Source organism: Hymenobacter nivis (assembly GCF_003149515.1).
Classification (GTDB): domain Bacteria; phylum Bacteroidota; class Bacteroidia; order Cytophagales; family Hymenobacteraceae; genus Hymenobacter; species Hymenobacter nivis.
In genome coordinates this window covers 233,795-255,227 of the sequence record NZ_CP029145.1, presented here as the reverse complement: position 1 = coordinate 255,227, position 21,433 = coordinate 233,795, and the positions used below count along the sequence as shown (strand labels likewise).

15 protein-coding genes and 1 pseudogene are annotated in these 21,433 nt (G+C 63.9%); 10 read left to right on the top strand and 6 right to left on the bottom strand.

Annotation, left to right across the window (positions count from 1 at the left end; translation table 11 throughout):
- The first annotated feature begins 57 nt into the window (after window positions 1-57).
- The gene (locus tag DDQ68_RS01055; RefSeq protein ID WP_109652160.1) at window positions 58-735 is read left to right on the top strand and encodes a response regulator transcription factor; all 678 of its coding nucleotides are present in this window, start codon (window positions 58-60) and stop codon (window positions 733-735) included.
- Between the two features lie 298 nt (window positions 736-1,033).
- On the opposite strand, the gene DDQ68_RS01050 is transcribed toward DDQ68_RS01055, so the two are convergent.
- On the bottom strand, window positions 1,034-1,714 hold the full coding sequence (locus DDQ68_RS01050; protein WP_109652158.1) for a TetR/AcrR family transcriptional regulator: 681 nt from the start codon (window positions 1,712-1,714) through the stop codon (window positions 1,034-1,036).
- Between the two features lie 93 nt (window positions 1,715-1,807).
- Window positions 1,808-3,280 carry an NADP-dependent isocitrate dehydrogenase gene (locus DDQ68_RS01045; RefSeq protein WP_109652155.1) on the bottom strand — a complete coding sequence of 491 codons (1,473 nt, stop codon included), beginning with the start codon at window positions 3,278-3,280 and terminating at the stop codon, window positions 1,808-1,810.
- Between the two features lie 393 nt (window positions 3,281-3,673).
- Here DDQ68_RS01045 and DDQ68_RS01040 point away from each other — a divergent pair, with 393 nt between their 5' ends.
- The 6 genes and pseudogenes from DDQ68_RS01040 to can all read left to right on the top strand — a co-directional run bounded on the left by DDQ68_RS01040 (window position 3,674) and on the right by can (window position 7,824).
- Window positions 3,674-5,089: a sensor histidine kinase gene (locus DDQ68_RS01040; protein WP_109652150.1), complete on the top strand. Its 1,416-nt coding sequence runs from the start codon at window positions 3,674-3,676 to the stop codon at window positions 5,087-5,089.
- Between the two features lie 262 nt (window positions 5,090-5,351).
- Window positions 5,352-5,645 (top strand): annotated as a pseudogene (locus tag DDQ68_RS24170) (SulP family inorganic anion transporter); the annotation flags it as partial.
- Between the two features lie 157 nt (window positions 5,646-5,802).
- Complete coding sequence (locus tag DDQ68_RS24165; RefSeq protein WP_281271060.1) at window positions 5,803-6,522, top strand: SulP family inorganic anion transporter; 720 nt, start codon at window positions 5,803-5,805, stop codon at window positions 6,520-6,522.
- Window positions 6,486-6,803, top strand: a complete 318-nt coding sequence (locus DDQ68_RS01025; protein ID WP_162549692.1) for a hypothetical protein — start codon at window positions 6,486-6,488, stop codon at window positions 6,801-6,803. Before DDQ68_RS24165 ends, DDQ68_RS01025 begins: the two co-directional genes overlap by 37 nt.
- Window positions 6,803-6,985: a hypothetical protein gene (locus tag DDQ68_RS01020; protein WP_109652141.1), complete on the top strand. Its 183-nt coding sequence runs from the start codon at window positions 6,803-6,805 to the stop codon at window positions 6,983-6,985. Before DDQ68_RS01025 ends, DDQ68_RS01020 begins: the two co-directional genes overlap by 1 nt.
- A 56-nt stretch (window positions 6,986-7,041) precedes the next feature.
- A complete protein-coding gene (gene can, locus DDQ68_RS01015) occupies window positions 7,042-7,824 on the top strand; it encodes a carbonate dehydratase (protein ID WP_170121914.1) in 783 nt (260 codons plus the stop codon).
- A gap of 90 nt (window positions 7,825-7,914) precedes the next feature.
- On the opposite strand, the gene DDQ68_RS01010 is transcribed toward can, so the two are convergent.
- Window positions 7,915-10,437 carry a M1 family aminopeptidase gene (locus tag DDQ68_RS01010; protein ID WP_109652138.1) on the bottom strand — a complete coding sequence of 841 codons (2,523 nt, stop codon included), beginning with the start codon at window positions 10,435-10,437 and terminating at the stop codon, window positions 7,915-7,917.
- 910 nt (window positions 10,438-11,347) lie between these two features.
- Here DDQ68_RS01010 and DDQ68_RS01005 point away from each other — a divergent pair.
- Window positions 11,348-13,330, top strand: a complete 1,983-nt coding sequence (locus tag DDQ68_RS01005) for a TonB-dependent receptor plug domain-containing protein (protein ID WP_109652135.1) — start codon at window positions 11,348-11,350, stop codon at window positions 13,328-13,330.
- Window positions 13,331-13,432: 102 nt separating this feature from the next.
- Complete coding sequence (locus DDQ68_RS01000; protein WP_109652132.1) at window positions 13,433-13,891, top strand: hypothetical protein; 459 nt, start codon at window positions 13,433-13,435, stop codon at window positions 13,889-13,891.
- A gap of 243 nt (window positions 13,892-14,134) precedes the next feature.
- Here DDQ68_RS01000 and DDQ68_RS00995 read toward each other — a convergent pair whose 3' ends face one another.
- From DDQ68_RS00995 to DDQ68_RS00985, 3 genes are all read right to left on the bottom strand, one after another.
- Window positions 14,135-14,773: a hypothetical protein gene (locus tag DDQ68_RS00995; RefSeq protein ID WP_109652129.1), complete on the bottom strand. Its 639-nt coding sequence runs from the start codon at window positions 14,771-14,773 to the stop codon at window positions 14,135-14,137.
- Between the two features lie 238 nt (window positions 14,774-15,011).
- A complete protein-coding gene (locus DDQ68_RS00990) occupies window positions 15,012-17,549 on the bottom strand; it encodes an excinuclease ABC subunit UvrA (protein ID WP_109652126.1) in 2,538 nt (845 codons plus the stop codon).
- Window positions 17,550-18,316: 767 nt separating this feature from the next.
- Entirely contained in the window at window positions 18,317-18,685 is a 369-nt protein-coding gene (locus DDQ68_RS00985; RefSeq protein ID WP_109652122.1) for a hypothetical protein, read from the bottom strand.
- Between the two features lie 310 nt (window positions 18,686-18,995).
- Between DDQ68_RS00985 and DDQ68_RS00980 the strand changes: the two genes are divergently transcribed.
- Window positions 18,996-21,170, top strand: a complete 2,175-nt coding sequence (locus DDQ68_RS00980) for a bifunctional alpha,alpha-trehalose-phosphate synthase (UDP-forming)/trehalose-phosphatase (protein ID WP_109652119.1) — start codon at window positions 18,996-18,998, stop codon at window positions 21,168-21,170.
- Window positions 21,171-21,433: the final 263 nt, after the last annotated feature.

Here is a 21,433-nt window from a genome sequence, read left to right as displayed (position 1 = left end):
CTGGGGCCCGCCCTGAGCGGCCGGTGCGTTCCTTTGCCCCCCCCACTAGCCAATTGTATGCGCATTCTATTAGTCGAAGACGAACCTTCCGTGGCCGCATTCCTGCACCAGGGCCTCCGCGAGCAGGGCTACACCGTGGACCTGGCCGCCGACGGCCTGCTGGGCCTCACCCGCGCCCAGGCCACGCGCTACGACTGCCTCATCCTCGACCAGCTGCTGCCGGGGCTGAGCGGGCTGGAAGTGTGCCGCCAGGTGCGGGCCCACGACGCGGGCATACCCATCCTGATGCTGACGGCGCTGGGCGAGACGGACGATAAAATCCGGGGCCTCGACGCTGGGGCCGACGACTACCTCGTGAAGCCCTTCGCCTTCGAGGAGCTGCTGGCGCGCCTGCGGGCCCTGGTGCGCCGCCGCACCGAGGCCCCCGCCTTAGCCGCCCCCCTGCACCTGGCCGACCTCACCCTCGACCCCGCCGCCAAGCGCGTGACGCGCGCTGGCCAGGCCGTGCAGCTCACGGCCCGCGAGTTTGCGTTGCTCGAATACCTGCTGCGCCACCAAAACCGGGTGGTGAGCCGCGCCGATTTGCTGGAGCACGTCTGGGACCTGAGCTTCGACACCGGCTCGAACGTGGTGGACGTGTACATCAACTTCCTGCGCAAAAAAATCGACAAAGGCTTCGACACCAAGCTCATCCACACGCTAGTGGGCATGGGCTACATGCTGCGCAAAGAATAAGGATCTGGTGGTTAATTATTAAGCCCTTAGCGGAGGCCTTTAAGCAGCCCTTATTTGATAGCTTATTTATCGATAATTAGTCTATTATACTCGTCATGAAGTAGGGTGCGGGGCTTGTCCCCGCCCGTCGTTGAACGAAAGCTGACTGAACCGTTCAAGGACGGGCGGGGACAAGCCCCGCACCTTACTCCGTTTTCGCATTCCACTTCGTGAGCAGTATATATCCGAATTAATGCATAATTAATTCGGGCATAACGGGCATTTTAGGAGTCGGTGATTGGTACTTACTGTCGTCCGGCTAAGCTTGGTTCAGCGCGGCAAAAGCCAGCTTCAGCAGAAAGTCGTAGATGGCGTTTTGCTCGCCTTGGCGGGTGGCTGCGTCGGTGAGCGAAGGCAGGTGCTGGGCAAAGAACAGCTGCTTGCGCGCCGATTCGAGCAGGGTGCTGACCAGGGCGAGGGGGTAGGGATAGGCGGGGTTAATCTCGCGCACCACCTCGGCAATACTGGCTACCAGCCGCTTATATTCCCGAAATAGCCCGGCTTGGTTGTCCAAGTCCACATCCTTGGTGAGGTAGGCTTTGGAGGCTTCGCTGACCACGATTCGGTAGAGGGCGGCCTCGTCGAGCTGGGTCGTGGCCGGGTCGCTGGTGTGCGCCTGGGTGAGGATGCCCAGAATCAGGCGCAGGCGGTCGTGGGCGTCGGATACGTTGTGGGTATGGAACCGAATCTGGTAGCCCAGCCAGGCCCAGTACCAGCTCACCAGGTACACCAGCAGCTTGTGCTTGTTCTCAAAATAGCGGTAGAGCGACGCCTCCGTGGATTCGATGCGCTGGGCCAGCTTCTTGAAAGTGAACTGCTCGAAGCCGATTTCATCAATCAGCCGCACGCTTTCGGCCACCAGCCGGCGGCCCAGATCAGTGTCCTGCGGATCGCGCAGGTACAGCTTGTCGTTCAGCTCAAGGCGAATCGTGGCATTCATAAAGTGGGCAGGACTAAGGTGGGGAAAAGGAGAACCCCGCTCCAAATAACGTAATACGCCAGAAATTCTGCCTCCCCCCCGCAGCCCGCTGGCCTACTCGCCTTGCCCCAGCGAGAAGGCGCGCTCGCCGTCGAAAAGGTACAGGTTTTCGGTTTTGATGATGTAGAGGTTGAAATCGGCCAGGCGGTGCAGCAGGGCCAGCACGTCGGCAAACGGCACGGGGGTGTAGCCGAGCTGCCCATCGCTCACGCGGGCGGTGGCGGCCACGAAGCGGCAGCGCCAGTGGTCGGTGCAGAACGTTTCGGGGTGGCCCTCGGGGTACACCTTCACGCCGCGGTTGGTGATGAGCTTGAGTTGCAGCCGGTGGCCGGTGAGCATTTCCAGCTGCTGGCCCAGCTCGTTGGGGTCGGTGCCATCCCAACGCAAAAACACGTCAATACCTACCAGCTGCTGCACGCCCACATGGCGCGGGGTCAGCACCATCGGCTTCTGCTCGGCGGCTGGGCCGGCCTGGAAGGGCCGCAGGTGCTGGGGCAGCTGGCCCAGGCGGGCAATCACGGCATCGGCGAAGCCTACCGTGCCCACCTTTTCCTGGCTGGTGCCGGGCTGGTAGATGTCGGCCGTGTGGTAGCCGTCTTCCAGGGCGCGGAGCCAGGCGTTGTGGACCCGCGCCGCTACCTCGCCCTGCCCGATGTGCACCAGCATCAGCACGGCCGCCTGCAGCAGGCCCGAGGGATTGGCAATGTTCTGGCCCGCAATGTCAGGGGCCGAACCGTGAATGGCCTCGAACAGGGCCCCGTGGTCGCCCACGTTGGCCGAGCCAGCCAGGCCCACCGAGCCGGCCACTTGCGCCACCACGTCCGAAATAATGTCGCCGTACAGGTTCAGGGTCACCACCACGTCGTAGCGCTCAGGCGTGTCGGCCAGCCGGGCGGTGCCAATATCAATAATCTGGTGCTCCTGCTCGATATCGGGGTACTCCTGGCCCACCTCCGTATACACCCGGTGAAAGAGGCCGTCGGTGAGCTTCATAATATTGTCCTTGGTCATGCACGTGAGCTTGCGCCGGCCGTGCAGGCGGCAATACTCAAAGGCGTAGCGCACGATTTTCTCGCAGCCCGGCCGCGACACCAGCTTGAGGCACTGCACCACATCGGGCGTTTGCTGATGCTCGATGCCGGCGTACAAATCCTCCTCGTTCTCGCGGATAATCACCACGTCGAGGTCGGGGAAGCGCGTGGCCACGGCCGGAAACAAGCTGCGGCTCGGCCGCACATTGGCGTACAGGCCCAGGGTTTTACGCAGCGTCACGTTCAGGCTTTTGTAGCCTCCGCCCAGCGGCGTGGTGATGGGCGCTTTCAGCAGCACCTGCGTGCGCCGCAGCGAATCCCAAGCCGAGGGCAGGATGCCGGAGCTGTGGCCGGCGCGGTACACCTGCTCGCCCACCTCGATAAACTCCGGGGCGATGGCGGCCCCCGCGGCTTCGAGCACGCGCAGGGTCTGGGTCATAATTTCGGGGCCGATGCCGTCGCCAGTAGCAACGGTGATGGGTACTTTGGGCTGCATTGAGAGGGTAGCGTTAAGGGTGAAGCGAAGGCTGACAAAGCCGTTTCAACGGCACAAACTTACGACTACTTTTTGTTTTGATAGTTTTACTTTCAAAAAGAATAGTAAAATTAATATGGTTTGTTGAAGCAGGTTTTTACTAATTGAAGCTTTTTAAAAACCCAAAAAAAGCGGTCACGCTGTGCTTGTCGAAACAGCTCTACCGCGCAGGTAAGTACCCGTTGATAAATAGCTTATTGTTAAAACAGACGGCCATGCTGAGATTGTTAAAGTATATATTTCATAACTAACTCTAAATGTTTCAATTAACCCCGAATAAAAGATGTTTCGACAAACGCAGCGTGACCGCCTAATTTTTTCCTACTAACGCATTCATTTTCAATTAAAAATCTTATGTCCATTCGCTTGCGCCTAGCCTTACAGTTCGGAGGGCTACTGGTGGTGACGCTGGTGCTGCTACTGGCCGCAATTTATTTTTTCACCCGGCAGTCGCGGCGCGAAGTGTTCACCCAAAGCCTGTTTAGCCGGGCCGAAGTGATGGGGCACGTGTACGCCGACGGGCAGGCGCGGGCCGACTCAGGCCAGGCGGCTTCCTACCGGCGCTACTTGCGGCAGCTCTATCGCACGCTGCCCGACGAGGAGGGGCAGGTGTACGACACGGCGGGGCGCCTAGTGTTTCGGGAGGGACAGCGTGCGACTAGCCACCGGGTGCCGGCTGCCTGGCTGCACGAGGTGCGCCGCACGGGCCGGGCAGTGCTGGAGCCGGAGCACGATTTTCACGAAACCGTGGGGCTGCGCTACGCTGACCCGCGCCTGGGCGACCTCATCGTGCTGGCTTCATCGGTGGACGAAGACGGCCGCGAGCAGCTGCGCGGGCTGCGCCGGGTGCTGGGGGCGGGCCTACTGGCGGCGGTGGTTTTCGCAGGGGTAGGCGGCTGGGTGTTCGCGGGCCAGGCCCTGCGCCCGCTGCGCCGCATGGTGGGCGAAGTGGACGGCATCACGGCCTCGGACCTGGGCCAGCGCCTGAGCCACGCCGCCGGCCCGGCCGACGAGCTGGGCCGGCTGGCCCAGCGCTTCAACCAGCTGCTCGACCGCCTCGAAGCGGCCTTTGCCGGCCAGCGCACTTTCGTGCGCGATGCTTCGCACGAACTGCGCACGCCCCTCACGGCCCTCACCGGCGAGCTGGAAGTGGCCCTGCTGCAAGCCGAGCGGCCCGCTACCGAGTACCGCCGCGTGCTTCAGCGCACCCTCGACGCAGCCCGGCAGCTCACCAGCCTCACCAACGGCCTGCTGCAAATCGCCCAGGCCTCGGGCGACCCCTCGCAGCTACCCCTACGGCCCGTGGACCTGGGCGAGCTGCTGCTGCTAGCCCACGAGCAAGTGGGCCGCCGCTACCCCACCAGCCGCGTGGACCTGGACCTGGGCGAAAGCGCGGAGGCCGGGGCCCTCGTGGTGCTCGGCAACGAGCCACTATTGCTCTCGGCCATGCTCAACGTGCTGGATAATGCCTGCAAATTTTCGGCGGCTGGCGGGCAGCCCGTCACGGCCACGCTGGCCCTACCCGCTGGCCGCCCTACCCTGCTGGTAACCGACGAAGGCCTCGGCCTGTCGCCCACCGATTTGGAGCAAGTGTTCGTGCCGTTTTTTCGGGCGGCGGCGGCGCGGGCGGTGCCGGGCCACGGCATCGGGCTGCCGCTCACGGCGCGCATCATGGCCCTGCACGGAGGCGCGGTGCGCCTGGCCAGCGAGCCCGGCCGGGGCACCCGCGTGTGGCTGGAATGGCCGGCCCCGCCGAAGAACCTAGCTTAAATTATCATTCATTATCAAGTGGTTAGTAATTTTAATTCCCTTTTAACTTCATCTTAATTACGCGGCAGTAGACTTACACTAATTAAACTAGCCCCCGGTAATCAGGGCTGGGCTCAAGTACCCTTCTTACTCGTATAACTCAGGTTAGTTCCGCGCCGCTACCGGCGCGCCCCGCCCGCTCTGCGCCCCCAACCTCAGGGGCCCCTACCCCCTCCCGCCTCAGCATCCTCGGCTAGGACACGCCGGCGGGGCTGGTGGTATTTTGGCAGCGTTATCGCTGTGTTTGGGCATCTCCCTGGCCTCGGGCGCGCCGCTGCTGGCGGGGCTGGTTTCGGGCATTGTGGGGGGCCTGCTGGTGAGCGTGCTCAGCGGCTCGGCGATGAGCGTGAGCGGACCGGCGGCGGGCCTCACCACCATTATGCTGGCAGCTATTTCGACGCTGGGCTCGTGGCCGGCGGTGCTGGCGGCTACCGTGGTGGCGGGCGTGATGCAGCTGGGCGTGGCGCGGGCGGGTATCATTGCCCTCTACTTCCCGGCAACCGTAATTCGCGGGATGTTGGCTTCTATCGGCATTATCTTGATAATTAATCAGATACAGCATTTTTTGGGGGCCGACCGGGACTACTTCGAGGACATGGACTTTTTGCAACTTATATGGCGAGAATACGTTTTCGGCCGTTGGCGCGGCGCTGGCGCACGTCAGCCCCGGCTCGGTGCTGGTGGGAAGGGTAGGGCTGGCGCTGATACTACTCTGGGACAGCGCGCCGGTGCGGCGGCAGCCCTGGGCGCGGCTGGTACTAGGCGCCCTGATGGCGGTGCTGGCGGCGGTGGGTATCAACCAGCTGCTACTGGCCGTGGCCCCGGCTCTGGCCGTGCGCCCCGAGCACCTGGTGACACTGCCCGTGATTTCTTCCCTGGGCCAGCTAGCGGGCGCGATGACGTTTCCCGACTTCGGGGCCCTGCGCAATCCGGCCACCTACGGCGTGGCCTTTACCATCGCCATTGTGGCCTCGCTCAAAACACTGCTCAGCGTGGAGGCCGTGGATAACCTCGACCCGCAAAAGCGCCACACGCCCACCAACCGCAAGCTGCTGGCCCAGGGCGCGGGCAACGTGGTGAGCGGCCTACTGGGCGGCTTGCCCCTCACGGCCGTTATCGTGCGCTCATCGGCCAACATCGCGGCCGGCGAACAAACCAAGCGCTCAGCCTTCATTCATGGCATCCTTCTGATGGTGAGCCTATTGCTGCTGGGCACTGTGCTGCACCTGATTCCGCTGTCGGCGCTGGCAGCGGTGCTGCTGGTGGTGGGCTTCAAGCTGACCAAGCCCGCGCTTTATCGGCAGCAGTGGCGGCTGGGCTGGGCTGGGCGCAGTTCGGGCCGTTCATCTTCACCATCGTGGCGGTGCTGCTCACCGATTTGCTTAAGGGCGTGAGCATCGGGCTGGTGTTAGGCTTCTTCTTCATTTTGAAGGACAACGCTAAGGCTGGCTCCTACCTGCGGCGCGACGAAACCGCTCCCGATGCGGATAATTTTCTGCACCTGCGCCTGCCCGAGCACGTCTCGTTTCTCAACAAAGCCAGCATCGTATACTGCTCACGTAGTGGAATACGAAAACGAAGTAGGGAGCGGGGCTTGCCCCCGCCCGTCCTTGAACGGTTCAGTCGGCTTTCGTTCAACGACGGGCGGGGACAAGCCCCGCACCCTACTTCGTGATGAGTATAACTACCCTGGAACAACTGCCTGCGGGCAGCCGCGTACTAGTCGATGGCACGCGCTCCGACGTGATTGACCACGATGTACTGGAGGCAATCGAGGCTTTCCGGCGGGCGGCCCCGGCGCGGGGCATCGCGCTGGAGCTGCGCGACGTGCGGACGGTGGCCCTGGCCGGCCATTAAGTTCTTTCTCCCGTTACTTTACCAACTATTCCGCTATCGCCACGCCCAACGTACACATGAACCCCTCTTCGCTCTCCTTTGGAAAACCTGCTTCAGGTATCCATGACATTCTGGCCAATAACCGCCAATGGGTAGCCGACCGCAACGCGGAAGACCCGCAATTCTTTCAGCGCCTGGCCAACGAACAGCAGCCGCGCTACTTGTTTATTGGCTGCTCCGATTCGCGGGTACCGGCCTCGGGCATTACTGGCACCGGGCCGGGCGAGATGTTCGTGCACCGCAATATTGCAAACCTGGTCGTGCACAGCGACATGAACCTACTTAGCGTGCTCCAATACGCGGTGGAGGTGCTGGGCGTGCAGGACATTCTGGTATGCGGCCACTACGGCTGCGGCGGCGTGGCCGCAGCGGCCAGCAACAAGCAGTACGGCCTGATTGACAACTGGTTGGTGAACATCCGCGACGTGGTGCGCCTGCACGAAACGGAGCTGCTGCGCATCCCCAGCGAAGCGCAGCGCCTGCGCCGGCTGGTGGAGCTGAACGTGATTGAGCAGGTGCACAACCTGGCCAAAACCAACATTATCCAAAACGCCATGCGCGGCGATAAGCCCCCGCGCCTGCACGGCCTCGTGTACGACATCGCCGACGGCGTGCTGAAAGACCTGGAAGTGGATGGCGACGACGTGATGACGACCATGGAGCACATTTACGCCACCGAAGCGGTGCGCCCCGACGACGGCGCCAGCCCCTCCGGCGACGCCCCGCACGACCCCGCTGCCCCGGCCCAGGCCCAGGCCGGGGGGCTGGCCAAACCCGGGAAGCAGGCCAAGGCCAGCTGACCCACCGGGCACTTCGACCCTACCAAAAAGGGACCCCCGGCCGCGGCCGGGGGTCCCTTTTTTTACCTGTTGTGGCCGTACAGCGGGGCCCTATTTGGCCTGCTGAAGTTCCTGCACGGCGCGTTCCAGCGTCTCGCGATTGGCGGGCACGGCAGCGCTCGATTTCTGGATAGGCTCGCTCTGCAACAAGCCGATGATGGCCCGGTCGGCCCCCTGTGCCTTGTACTGAATGCCAATGGACTTGAGGCGGTCCACGTTTTCAGCGAATAGCTTGGGGTCGCTCAGGCGGGGCAGCATGGCGGCCATGCCTTGCAGCAGGCTGGCCTTCCCGGCAATGGGCGCCGCGTCGAACTTGTCGCGGATGTAGGGCCACTGGGCGGGGCCCCCGGCCACGGCGTAGGTGGTGGCCACGGCCCGGACGAGGGCAACGTTGTCGTCGCCTTCCAGGGCCTGGGCTTTGGCCAGGGCTTGCTGAGGCGCCACTTCGGCCAGGGCTTGCAGGGCCGCGCCCTGCAAGCCGTACGAGCGGCTCTCGGCCAGATACTTGGCAAACGTGGCCGCGTCGCGCTTGTCGTTCAGGCGGCTTAGGGCCCCCAGGATTTCCAGCTGTACGTTGGGGTCTTTTTCGGTGGCCAGCAGCTTGCGCAGAGCGGGCGCGGCGACTTTAGCCACGGTTTTATTCTCCAAATCCAGGCTTTGCACGGCGGCCCGGCGCAGGCTGTAGAACTTGTCGTTGAGGACGGCCAGCAGCAGGGCCCGAGCGGCGGGGTCGGTGGCCTGGGCGTCTTTGGCGGCGGCCAGGGCCTCGCGGCGGTCCACATACAAGGGCGCGTGGGCGTACTGGTAGGCGAAGGCGCTGAAGGGTTGGTTATCAGCTTTCAGCCACACGAGTTTCTTCTCGGCGTCCACGTTCACCAGGGCGGGCTGGGCGGCCAGGGGCATTTCAAACGTCTGGCTGGCCTGCGTCATCAGCACGCGCTGGCGCTGGGCCTTACCGTTCACGTAGTAATCGATGGCGAACGGCAAGCGGAACGGGGCCCCGGCCTGGGTTTGCTTCACGGTGACCAGCTCGGTTTTGCGGGCCGCGTCCCAGGCGTAGTCGATGCTCACGACCGGATTGCCGGCCCCAAAATACCACTGGTTGTAGAACCAGTTCAAATCCTGGCCCGACACGGCTTCCATAGCCAGGCGCATCTGGTGGGCTTCGCCGTTGCCCAGGGCGTTGTCCTTCAGGTATTTCTGGAGGCCAGCGAAGAATACGTCGTCGCCGAGGTAGGTGCGCAGCATATCCACCACGGCCCCGCCCTTCTGGTAGGTCACCAGGTCAAACATCTCCTCCTTGTCGCCGTAGTGGAAGCGCACGAGGTCCTTGGCGGCGTCGGCGGGGTTGGCCAGGTAGCGGCGCAGGTTGGTGTAGTTGTGGTAGTCGGCGGCTTCGCGGCCGTACTTGTGCTCGGCGTAGAGCCCTTCGGAAAAGTCGGCCATCGACTCATTCACGGTCAGGTTGCTCCAGCTCTCGGCGGTCACGTAGTCGCCAAACCACTGGTGAAACAGCTCGTGGGCAATCACCGATTCTTCCTGGTACTCGCGGTCCAGCAGCTCGCGGTCAGTCATTTGCACCTGCTCGCCGTGCAGCGTGGCGGTGGTGTTTTCCATAGCCCCGCTCACGTAGTCGCGGCACACAATCTGGGCGTACTTGTTCCACGGAAACTCCACGCCCAGGCGGGTCGAGAAGAACTCCAGCATGTCGGGCGTGTTGCCAAAAATCTGCTTGGCGTAGGGCGCGTACTTGGGTTCGAGGTAGTAGTTCACCTCCTTGCCGCGCCAGGTGTCTTTGTAAATTTTGAAGTCGCCGACCGCCATCATGAACAGGTAGGGCGCATGGGGCAAGTCCATTTTCCAGGTGTCGGTGCGCAGGCCGGGGCCCGCGGGCACCTGGCTCACCAGCTTGCCGTTGCTAAGCGTCACATACTTGCTGGGCACGGTCATGGCAATTTCCTCGGTCGATTTCTGGTTGGGACGGTCGATGGTAGGAAACCAGGCCGACGAGCTTTCCGTCTCGCCCTGCGTCCAGACCTGCACCGGCTTGCCCTTAGTGGTGCTGTCGGGGTTGATGAAGTACAGGCCCTTGGCGTCGGTAATGGCAGCCGATCCCTTCACCTTCAGCTCGTTGGGCTTGGCCACGTAGTCGAGGTACACGGTGTAGGCCTCGCCGGGCTTGAAGCTGCGACCCAGGTTGATGTAGAGGTTGTTCTGGTCGGTATAGGTGAACTTGAGCGGCGTCTGCTGGGTGCCGTTCATCAAAGCCACAGCTTTGATTTCCAGGCCTTTGGCATCGAGCCGCAGCGAGTCGGTGGCGTAGCCGTGGGGCTTGAGCGTGACCCACGCCTGGCCGTAGAGGTAGCGCTTGGCGTAGTCGAACTTCACGGCCAGCTTGGTGTGCACCAGGTCGTTGACCTTAGTGGCCGAGGCGCGGTAGGGCCCCACGGGGTCGGGGGCGGCGTCGCGCAGGGGCAGCGGCGGGGCGGGCGGGGCCGGCGGCGGGGTGGGCGTTTGGCCCAGGGCGGGGCCGGCCAGCAGGCCCAACAGGCCCAGCGTGGAAACGTACTTCATACGGTGAAGGAGGGGGTGGAGAATCAGGGCCCCAAAGATGCAGGATTTGGGCCGGGCGTTGCGCGTCGGGGCTCTAGCTTAGTTCCCCGGATGCAAGTGGCAATTACTAGCACCACCAGAAAATCCAGCGGGCTACCGAGCGGTAGTATCCGGCCAAGCGGCGTCCGACTCAATGGAACGATGTGCACTGTCCAGTTTTACTTTCTGCCGCTGTTGCGCCCAGGCCTCCGCCCACAACTACTCTTGCTGGTGCGCCGGCTCCGTTATCGCCACAGCCGGCTGGCAAGGCAAAGGTCGGAATACCTGATCAATGACCGATACGACTACATTCGTAACGATCAGTATTGCAAGCAAGAACAGCACAGTGCGAGTAGATAGGGTGCGGCTTTCTGGCGCAGCGCGCCCTGGCACCTGCTGGGCTCTAGTAACCGAGGCGTTGCGGGACGGCTTGTTACGCCCGCGCAAGTATTTCTCCACCCTCGATAAGCCGTAGGAAATTCCTACGAGAACGGCTAAAGCCCCACCGATAACCACCGCGGCATAAATGTATTCTAACGCGGAAGTTTGGTAGAGCAAAATAGAAATGGGCTGTCCATAAAGGGAAAACAGCTCGGTGCTGGATCCTTACTTAGGCGATGAGCAACAGGCACTAAGGAATGCAAGGATGCTCCCGTGGCAGTTCTCCAATCAGTATATTGGGTAATAAACACCCCGCTATTGTGAAGCGTGGTCCATTTCTGGCCGACTCCCCGCTCAACCCTCCCAAAAGGAAAGGGAAGCGTTTAACAAGCCGCAAGTACAGTGCTCCTCCCCGCCGGGGAGGGACCGGCCTCGTAGGGGCCCCGTGGAGTTGCACTAGGCCACCGCCACCCGGGGGCCCTAGCTTTGCGGCAACATCTCATCCCCAACCATGCTGGCTATACGTACCACTGCTACCCTTCTCGGCACTTTTTTCACCCTTACTGCCCTGGCTCAAACGGCCCCGGCCGATAGCGCCCGCACCCTGCGCGAGGTGACGGTATATGGCTCGCGCCTGGGCCAGGCGGCGGGCCAAACTGGCCGGGCCGTGACGGTTATCCCCGGCAGCCGGCTGAACGAATACCCGGTGCTTTCGCTCGATGACTTGCTGCGCGTGCTGCCGGCCCTGGAAGTGCAGAGCCGCGGCAGCTTCGGGGCCCAGGCCGACGTGACGATGCGTGGCTCGACCTTCACGCAGGTACTGCTGCTGCTCGACGGCATGCGGCTGAACGACCCGCTCACGGGCCACTTTGCGGGCTATTTGCCCATCAGCCCGGCCGAGATTGAGCAGATTGAGATTGTGCGGGGCCCTGGCGCGGCCCTCTATGGGCCCGACGCGGTGGGCGGCTTCATCAACATCGTCACCAAAACCTTCGCCGCCACCCACCGGCCCGACGGCACGCAGCTGGCCGCCACATTCCAATCGGGCGAGTACGGGCTGAAGAGCACCAACCTGGGCTTTTACGGCCAGGAGAAGGGCCTGCGCCTGGCCGGCGGCCTGCTCAACAACACGGCCAGCGGCCAGCTGCTCGACGCGCCCGGCGGGGGCCGCAACGACGTCAAGCTCAACACCTACTCGCTGTCGGGGGCCTACGATATCACGTCGAAGCTCAGCGCCGCCGCTCGCGCCAGCTTCGACCGGCGCGACTTCAACGCTCAGAACTACTACACCACCAACCTCGGCGACCGGGCCCGCGAAACCTTCACCCGCGACTGGTACCAGGGCCAGCTGCGCTACGAGTGGAGCGCCAAGGCCCGCACCGAATTGCAAATCGTGGGCACGGCGAGCACTGACTACTACGTGTATACGCCCACGTCGGTGGCCAGCGACCACCTCATGCACTACCTCAACGTGCAGGGCCAGCACCAATTACAAATCAGCCCCAAGCTGCGGGCCACGCTGGGCGGCCAGGCCGACCGCCGCGCCGTGCGCAGCAACGACCGCGGCGACCACACCGTGTGGCACACGGGGGCCTTCGCCGTGGCCGCCCTCGCCCCCACCCCCGGCCTGAACGTGACCGGGGCCCTGCGCCTCGACCACGACCAGGCCTACGGCACCGAGCTGGTGCCGCAGCTCAACGCCAGCCAGCAGCTGGGCCCGCGCCTGACCGTGCGCGGGGCCCTGGGCAAGGCCATTCGGGCGGCCAATTTCACGGAGCAGTACAATTCCAACGTGCGGCCGGGTATTGTGCCGGCGGGCTTCAACGTGGGCGACCCGGCCCTGGCCGCCGAGCGCACCTTCAACTACGAAGGCGGCGTGGACTACCAGCCCACGCCGGCGCTGCTGGTGCGCGCCACCTACTTCCACCGCGACGGCCGCAACCTGATTGACTACGTGGCCCAGTCCGGGGCCCAGGTAATTGCCGCCACCGGCCTCGCCAACATCAACCCCGCCAGCAGCTACCGCTTCGCCCAGAACCTGTTCAGCGTGACCACCCAAGGCGTGGAAACCGAGGTGCAGGCGCAGGCGCAGCTCGCGGCCGGCCTGCGCCTCAACGGCAGCCTGGGCTACACCTACGTGAACCTGGACAACAGGACCGGCGTGGCCTCGCAGTACCTCTCCAACGTGGCGCGCCACCTCGCCACGGGGGCCCTGAGCCTCACCCACCGCCGGGCCAATTTCGCGGTCAGCGGCGTGTTCAAGCAGCGCGCCGCCCAGCAGACCGACCCGGCCAGCGCCACGGCCCTGCCCAGCGTGCTCACCCCCACCTACGCCGTGTTCAACGTGCGCCTCGAAGTGGCGCTGCTGCCCGGCCGCCTCTGGGTGCTGGGCCAGGTCCAGAACCTGTTCGACGCCCGCTACGCCGACCTGCTGGGGGCCCAAATGCCCCGCCGCTGGAGCATGCTAGGCGCGCGGCTGGCGCTGGGAAAATAATGCAGCTTATGAATTGTGAATGAGGAAGATGGGGCGGTTTGTGTCGTACTTGACGACGCAAACCGCCCCATCTTTTTTATGCGCTGTTTCTTACTTTCCCTATTGCTTTTCCTAGCTGGTACCCAGGCTTTCGCCCAAACAGCCCCGTCGTTGGCCCGCACCGATTCGCTGGTGGCCGCTTCGCAGGCGGAGGTCCGGGCCCAGCGGCTGGCGGCCGAGGCCGGCGCGGCCACCGATACCGTGGGGGCCCTGCACCGGTTCTACGCGGCGCGGCGGCATCGGGGCCTGCTGATTGCGGGTGGCTTTGCATCAGTCGTGGCCCTTGGCATCGCCATCGACCCAACAAACCCTCGGGCATTCGGGAGCGTTTACGACGCCGCCATCATAGTCATTGTGGCCATCCCAGTGCTGACGACTAATTTGATCTACCACGCCCAATACAGCCACAGAAAAGAACGGCGGGCCATTGAGGCCTTCGAGGCCCACTACCTGCCCGCCGCCACCAAGGCCCGGTTGAAGGAAAAGTATTTCCAACTGCCCGCCAGCGCCATTCAGCGTTAGCCGGGGGCTCTGGCTCGTTGCCTGGGGCCCGTTAATGCTGGACGGCTCAACGCGACTCGCCGGGGCCTTGGATTACGGCAACTGGGGCCCCGGCGATGATCATGCTCCTTTTCTACCTAGCGTTTTTTTCATTGGAGTAGCGAGAAAAAAGTTGAGGTGAAACGGGAGAATGGCAAAAGGGATGGCCGTTCTGCTATATTTTAGCAGAAGCTTTACAGATAAATTACCCTATAATGAAGGCGTCTAAAAAGGAATACGCACGGTTAATGTGTCGAGGGGCGGCACTAAAATATCTTTTGAATATTGGGTATCTTTACCCTTTTCGTCCGTAATGGTCCAAATAACCTTACTGGCAATATCGCTGGCCATCGGCCGGATAATTACCATATCCCGGGGATATGGCAATGTAAATCCCTGGCCGTAACCGCCCACGTTAAGCCAGATACGATTTTTGGGTATCTCGTCCACGATAACGAATCGTAACCAGGCCGGGGCTTGGACGGGCACGCGCAAGTCGTTATTTTCCTGGCCGTTGCTCACGCCCACGTCATAGCCCCAGTTGGTCAGGTAGCCCGGGTCGCGGAAGGCCCGCAGCCGGTAGGAACCGCCTTCTTCTGCGTCGAATCCGAAGGCGAAGCGGCCCTGCGCATCGGCCGGGTGCGGGGCCCCCAGCGCCGCGAAGCCCCCACCGCTGCCCCCCACGCTGCCGCCGCGGAACACCCAGACCTGCACCTGGGCGTTGGGCAGGGGCTTGCTGGTGCTCATCTCCACCACTTGCCCGGCGGCCGTCGTGGGGCCTTGGCTTTTGTCCGGGCCCAGCGCACAGCCACCCAACGCGGCCAAGGCCAGCAGCTGGCAATAAGTACGACCGGGGAAGCGCATAACAACGGGGGTTTGGTAAGCGAAACCGGGGCCGCTGCCAACGGCCTATATCAAATATAGACAGTATTCAGGGAAGCAGAATGTCATCTCGGAAGCTTTCTGAACCAATAAAAATGCTCAGGCTTATCTGGCGTCGACGCAGTGAAGTATGACGTTCCGCTTTTCTTAATTCAGAACAAGCATAATAGCAGGGGCTTAGCAGCAAAAAGAGCGTGGCAGCGAACAAGAAACGCGCCCCCTACCCCGCCAGGAACCGCGCCAGGTACGGCGCAATGCGGCTTTCTGGGGCCCCAGCTACGGCGGCCGGGGGCGCGGCGATGACCACCTTCCCGCCTTCGTCGCCGGCGCCGGGGCCGATGTCGATGAGCCAGTCGGCGGCGGCGATGACACGCATTTCGTGCTCCACTACTACGACGGTATTACCGGCTTCGACCAGGGCGTTTAGTTGGAGAAGCAGTCGCTCCACGTCGGAGGGGTGCAGGCCGGTGGTGGGCTCGTCTAGCACGTAGAGAGTGTGGCCGCGGGCGGGGCGTTGCAGCTCAGTGGCGAGCTTCACGCGCTGCGCCTCGCCGCCGCTCAGCTCGGTGGCGGGCTGGCCCAGGCGCAAGTAGCCCAGGCCCACGTCGCGCAGCACGGTGAGGGGTCGGCGCACGGTGGTCTCTTCGATGAAGAAGGCCCAGGCATCGTCCACGGTCAGGCCCAGCACGTCGGCAATGCTTTTGTCCTTATACTTGATTTCCAAGGTTTTATCGTTGTAGCGGGCCCCGTGGCAGACCGGGCAGGGCGCGTACACGCTGGGTAGAAACAGCAGCTCCACCATCACGAAGCCCTCGCCCTGGCAGTTTTCGCAGCGCCCCTTGGCCACGTTGAACGAGAACCGGCCGGCGTCGTAGCGCCGCTGCCGGGCCGCGGGGGTGCTGGCAAACAGCTGCCGCACGGGGTCGAACAGGCCCGTGTAGGTAGCCAAATTGGAGCGCGGCGTGCGGCCGATGGGCCGCTGATCTACCTGCACCAGGCGGCGGATGCCGGCCATGCCGCTGGCCAAGTGGCCGCCGGTGGCCTCGGGCACGGCGCGCTCCAGGGGGTCGCCTTCCTCGTCTTCCGCGGACAGGGCCTGGCCGAGCTGGGCTGCCACCAGCTCCACCAGCACCTGGCTCACAAGGCTGCTCTTGCCCGAGCCCGACACGCCCGTGACGGCCGTGAACACGCCCAGCGGGAAGTCAACGTCCAGGTTGCTAAGGTTGTGGCGCGTGACGCCGCGCAGTTGCAGCCAGCCGGTGGCCGGGCGCGGCACGGGCAGCACGGGCTTCGCGGCATCGAACAGGTAGCGGCGGGTTTGCGACTCGGCCACGGCGGCCAGGCCGGCGGGCGGGCCGCTGTAGAGGATGCGGCCGCCCAGGGCCCCGGCCTGGGGCCCCACGTCCACGAGCCAGTCGGCCTGGCGCACCACGTCGAGGTTGTGCTCGACCACGAACAGCGAGTTGCCCGCGCGCTTCAGGCCGGCCAGGGCCGTGAGCAGGGCCTCAGTGTCGGCCGGGTGCAGGCCGGCGGAGGGCTCGTCGAGCACGTACACCACCCCGAACAGGTTGGAATACAGCTGCGTGGCCAGTCGCAGCCGTTGCAGCTCGCCGGGCGAGAGCGTGGGCGTGCCGCGCTCCAGCGACAGGTAGCCCAGGCCCAAATCGAGCAGCACGGCCAGGCGGGTCCCCAGGTCGGCGGCGATGCGCTGGGTGACGATGGCTTTCTCGGGGGCGGCGGCTTCGGCCTTCTTGCTCAACACTTTATCCGCGGCGTAGGGCCCCAGCACCTCGGCCAGGCGCTTAAGGGGCAGGCGCGAGAAATCGGCGATGTCGAGCCCGGCGAAGGTCACGGCCAGGGCCTCCCGGCGCAGGCGCTTGCCGTGGCAGGTGGGGCACTCCTGGCTGAGCATATACTGGGCCACGCGCTTCTTCATCAGGGCGCTCTGGGTGGTGGCGAAGGTATGCAGCACGTGCCGCTTCACGCCCGTGAAAGTGCCCATGTAGTTGGGCGGCTCCTGCCGTTTCAGGGCCCGCTGCGTCTGCGCGGGCGAGTAGCCGGGGTACACGGGCACCACCGGCTGCTCGTCGGTGAACAGAATCCAGTCGCGGTCCTTTTGAGGCAAATCTTGCCAGGGCGTGTCCACGTCGTAGCCCAGCGTCACCAGAATATCGCGCTGATTCTGGCCGCCCCAAGCCTGGGGCCAGGCCGCAATGGCCCGCTCGCGGATGGTGAGCATGGGGTCGGGCACCATCGTCTGCTCCGTCACTTCGTACACGCGGCCCAGGCCGTGGCAGGTGGGGCAGGCACCCTCGGGCGTGTTGGGCGAAAATCCTTCAGCGTACACAATGCTTTGGCCCTTTGGGTAATCGCCGGCCCGCGAGTACAGCATCCGCAGTAGGTTGGCGAGCGTCGTGACCGAGCCCACCGACGAGCGGGTGCTGGGGGCCCCGCGCTGCTGCTGCAACGCCACGGCCGGCGGCAGCCCGTTGATGCTATCCACCTCGGGCACCGCCATTTGGTGGAACAGGCGCCGCGCGTAGGGCGACACCGACTCCAGGTAACGGCGCTGGGCCTCGGCGTAGAGCGTGCCAAACGCCAGGCTGGATTTGCCCGAGCCCGACACACCGGTGAATACCACCAGCGCGTCGCGCGGAATGTCCACGTCCACGTTTTGCAGGTTGTGCTCGCGGGCGCCGCGTACGGTCACGTAGCCGGCAAGCGGCTCATTAGTAGTTTTTTGGGGAGCGTCAGCCATGAAATTTGGGGCAAAGAAGGCGCCGCCGGGTAGCGGCGGCGCGGCTTCCTCATACGCAGCCGGGGCCCTGACATCCGGCCCCGGGGCCCTTTTGCAATCAAGAATTACGCACCGGCTATGGGTTATTGCCAGCCGGTGCATAGCTAAAGGGTTCGACACCAAACCCGCCAACTTACCTTTGTTGAGCACGGGAGACTACGGCCCCCGACCTAGCGTTTCTTAAAAATGAAGCCCCGACTGGTGGAACAGTCGGGGCTTCGGAAGTGGGGGCTGATTAGCAATCCTCCGCTTCATCCAGAAATGAAAAAGGGACGTGCAAAACAACTATGGTAAGAATAGGGCAAACCTGTCCTGCTAGATCTTTTGAAAGGAGCAGCGAAGGCCATCGGCCTGTTGTTGCTCACTCATCTGCTTAATTAGTTGGGAGGATGTGGTCGGTCGGGCGCTGGCTACCTCTTTTTGTTTTGTACGCTACAAAGGTATTGGCAGAGATTATTGATTATGGTAATCATAATCAATAATCTCTGCCAAGAGAAAACGCCCGGCTCACTACCTGCGAAGCCGGGGCAAGCACGGAAGATTTGGAAATTTATAGGCCAGGCAAAAACGCAGCGGGCGAGGCACCCAACCCCGCCCAGCAGGATTCATTCGCTGACTTTACGCAGCCAATGGCCACCGGCCACGCTGCAGCCCCACGCAAACGGCCGCGGCGGGAATTGCTCCCACCGCGGCCGTTCAGTTATTCTGGTTGGGCCCTGGGCCCCGGGCTAGCGCCCGCGGCCGCCCCGCCCGCCGAAGCCGCCGCGGGGCACGCCCCCACCGAAGCCGCCGCGCGGGCCACCCCCGCCGTTGAAGCCCGCGCGGGGGTTGCCGTTGCCGCGGCCGTCGCTGTAGTGGCCGTGGCTGCCGCGGTAGGCCCCGCCGCGGTTAGGCACCACAATGACGTTGGTGCGGGGACCATAGCCGTAGTAAGGCCGCGCGTAGTAGCCGGGGCCCCCGTAGCCGTAGCCGTACCCGGGACTGCCGTAGCCGTAGCCACTGCCACCGTAGTAGCCACCGGCCCCGATGGAAGCGGTGCAGCCACTGAGCAATACCACAAACAACACCAAAGCGAACACCATGGATTTAGCTTTCATGTCGAAAAGCGCCGGAGCGCGTCAGGTAAAAGTGAAAGGGTAACATCGTTACACTATACAAAATAGAGGCCAGGATAATTGCCTAAACCCCGGGGCGCCGCGCCTTTGGGGCCGGCCCGGGGCCCCGCGCCTGCACTGCACAGAGCGCTATTTGGACGGTTTTGGGGCCCGGCGTTTTCCCGGGGGCCGGGGCGGGGTGGGCCGGCCGGAGGCAGGGAGCACGCCAAAAGATGAGCAACAAATGAGCATAATGCCCCGTTTTTGGTGTTGTATACTTACATCATCGGATTCTACCGTCCGCACACCCCGCATGCCAAGAACAATTATTGTATCTAACCGCCTACCTACCAAAGTACAACGCACCGACGACGGCCTCACCTTCCAGCCCAGCGAGGGCGGCCTGGCCACCGGCCTGGGCTCCATCTACCGCCAGGACGGCAACGTGTGGGTGGGCTGGCCGGGCCTGTTTCTGGAAGACGCCACCGAGGAGCAGTACATCACCGAGGCCCTGGGGGCCGACAGCATGGCCCCGGTGTTCCTCACGGAGGCCGAAATTCAGGACTATTACGAGGGGTTCAGCAACTCCACGCTCTGGCCCACCTTCCACTACTTCCCGCAGTTTGCCACCTACGAGCCCGCCCACTGGGCCGCCTACGTGGCCGTGAACGAGAAATTCTGCCAGGCCGTGCTGGCCCAGGCGGGCCCCGGAGACACGATTTGGGTGCACGACTACCAGCTGCTGCTGCTGCCGGCCATGCTGCGCGCCGCCCGGCCCGAGGCCACCATTGGCTTCTTTTTGCACATCCCGTTTCCCTCCTACGAGCTGCTGCGGGTGCTGCCCTGGCGCACCGAGCTGCTGCAAGGCCTGCTGGGGGCCGACCTCATCGGCTTCCATACTTTCGGCTACATGCGGCACTTCCTCAGCGCCGTGACGCACCTGCTGGGCCACGCCACCACCAACGGGCTGATTGAGACGCCCACCCGCACAGTGCTCGTTGATGCCTTCCCGATGGGCATTGACTACGAGCGGTTTGTAGAAGCCGCCGCCGCCGACGAGGCCGTGGAGCACGAAGAAGTATACCGCCAGGCCCTGGGCACGAGCCGCGTGGTACTCTCCATCGACCGGCTCGACTACACCAAGGGCATTGCCCAACGCCTGCTGGCCTTTGAGCTGCTGCTGCTGCGCTACCCCGAATGGGTGAGCCAGGTGAGCCTGATTATGGTAGTGGTGCCCTCGCGCGACCAGGTACCGCAATACGCCGCTTTGAAGCAGGAGATTGACGAGTTAGTGGGCCGCATCAATTCCCAGTACCGCACCATCGGTTGGAACCCGATTCACTACTTCTACCGCTCGTTTCCGCTCGAAGAGCTGGCCTCCCTCTACCGCCTGGCTGAGGTGGCCCTGGTGACGCCTATGCGCGACGGCATGAACCTGGTGGCCAAGGAATACGTGGCCAGCAAGGCCGACGGCCGTGGGGTGCTCATCCTCAGCGAACGGGCCGGCGCGGCGCGCGAGCTGTCCGATGCGCTGCTCATCAACCCCACCGACCTGGTGGGCCACGCCGAGGCCCTGCACCAGGCCCTGGTGATGCCGGCCGAGGAGCAGGCCCAGCGCCTGGAGGCCATGCGGGCCCTGGTGAAGCGCTACAACGTGTTTTCGTGGACGCGCCTGTTCATGGACCAGCTCACTTACAGCAAGATCAAGCAGCACACGCTGGCCACCGATTTCCTCAGCCCCGCCGCCATTGGCCAGCTCGTGGCCGACTACCGCGCCGCGCCCCGGCGCCTGCTGCTGCTCGACTACGACGGCACGCTGGCCCCTTTCCACGCCAACCCACAGCGCGCCGAACCCGGCCACGAGCTGCGCCTGCTGCTGCGCGCCCTCGCCGACAATCCCCAGAACCGGGTGGTGGTCATCAGCGGGCGCGACCGGACCACGCTGCAAAAGTGGCTTGGCGATTTGCCCATCGACTTCATTGCCGAGCATGGCGTGTGGCTGCGCCCGGCTGGCCAGGAGTGGGAGCTGTTCCAAGCCCTGAATAACGATTGGATGCGCGAAATGCGCCCGGTGCTCGACCTGTACGTGGCCCGCACCGCCGGCTCGTTTGTGGAGGTGAAGGACTACTCGCTCGTGTGGCACTACCGCCGCGCCGACGCCGACCTGGGGGCAGTGCGCGCCCGCGAACTACTCACCCACCTCACCTTTATGACGTCGAACACCGACTTGCAGGTGATGGAGGGCAACAAGGTCATCGAAATCAAGAACGCCGGCATCCACAAAGGTGCCGCCGCCGGCCGCTGGCTGGCCCATTACCCAACCGATTTTGTGCTGGCCCTCGGCGACGACCGCACCGACGAGGATACCTTCCGGGCCCTGCCCGACTCGGCCTACACCATCCGGGTAGGCACCGGGGCCCGCTCGCGGGCCCGCTTCCACCTGCCGGGCGTGCCGGCCGTGCGCGACCTGCTCCGCAAGCTGCTGTAGCGGCCCGTTGCGAGGGGCCCCGGCAGCTCCCGTGCCGGCTGGTGCACCAACAGGGGCCCCAGGCAAACGGCCGTAGAGCGGTTTCGGGGCCCTGGGGGAACCTCACGAGACCCCTACAGGGCGGGCCCCTCTCCGGTGGGGAGGAGGGCGTTCAATTTGCTCTTCAGGTACTGGCATCCCTCTCTTTTGGAGAGGGGCCCGCCCCGTGGGGGTTTCGTGAGGTTCCGGCGGTGGCAATCCATGTACAAAAAACGCAAAAGGCC

Bases quoted from the DNA above. Each gene is read 5' to 3' on its own strand.
- DDQ68_RS01055 (WP_109652160.1), top strand. From the start codon at position 58: ATGCGCATTCTATTAGTCGAAGACGAACCTTCCGTGGCCGCATTCCTG.
- DDQ68_RS01050 (WP_109652158.1), bottom strand. From the start codon at position 1,714: ATGAATGCCACGATTCGCCTTGAGCTGAACGACAAGCTGTACCTGCGC.
- DDQ68_RS01045 (WP_109652155.1), bottom strand. From the start codon at position 3,280: ATGCAGCCCAAAGTACCCATCACCGTTGCTACTGGCGACGGCATCGGC.
- DDQ68_RS01040 (WP_109652150.1), top strand. From the start codon at position 3,674: ATGTCCATTCGCTTGCGCCTAGCCTTACAGTTCGGAGGGCTACTGGTG.
- DDQ68_RS01020 (WP_109652141.1), top strand. From the start codon at position 6,803: ATGAGTATAACTACCCTGGAACAACTGCCTGCGGGCAGCCGCGTACTA.
- can (WP_170121914.1), top strand. From the start codon at position 7,042: ATGAACCCCTCTTCGCTCTCCTTTGGAAAACCTGCTTCAGGTATCCAT.
- DDQ68_RS01010 (WP_109652138.1), bottom strand. From the start codon at position 10,437: ATGAAGTACGTTTCCACGCTGGGCCTGTTGGGCCTGCTGGCCGGCCCC.
- DDQ68_RS01005 (WP_109652135.1), top strand. From the start codon at position 11,348: ATGCTGGCTATACGTACCACTGCTACCCTTCTCGGCACTTTTTTCACC.
- DDQ68_RS00995 (WP_109652129.1), bottom strand. From the start codon at position 14,773: ATGCGCTTCCCCGGTCGTACTTATTGCCAGCTGCTGGCCTTGGCCGCG.
- DDQ68_RS00990 (WP_109652126.1), bottom strand. From the start codon at position 17,549: ATGGCTGACGCTCCCCAAAAAACTACTAATGAGCCGCTTGCCGGCTAC.
- DDQ68_RS00985 (WP_109652122.1), bottom strand. From the start codon at position 18,685: ATGAAAGCTAAATCCATGGTGTTCGCTTTGGTGTTGTTTGTGGTATTG.
- DDQ68_RS00980 (WP_109652119.1), top strand. From the start codon at position 18,996: ATGCCAAGAACAATTATTGTATCTAACCGCCTACCTACCAAAGTACAA.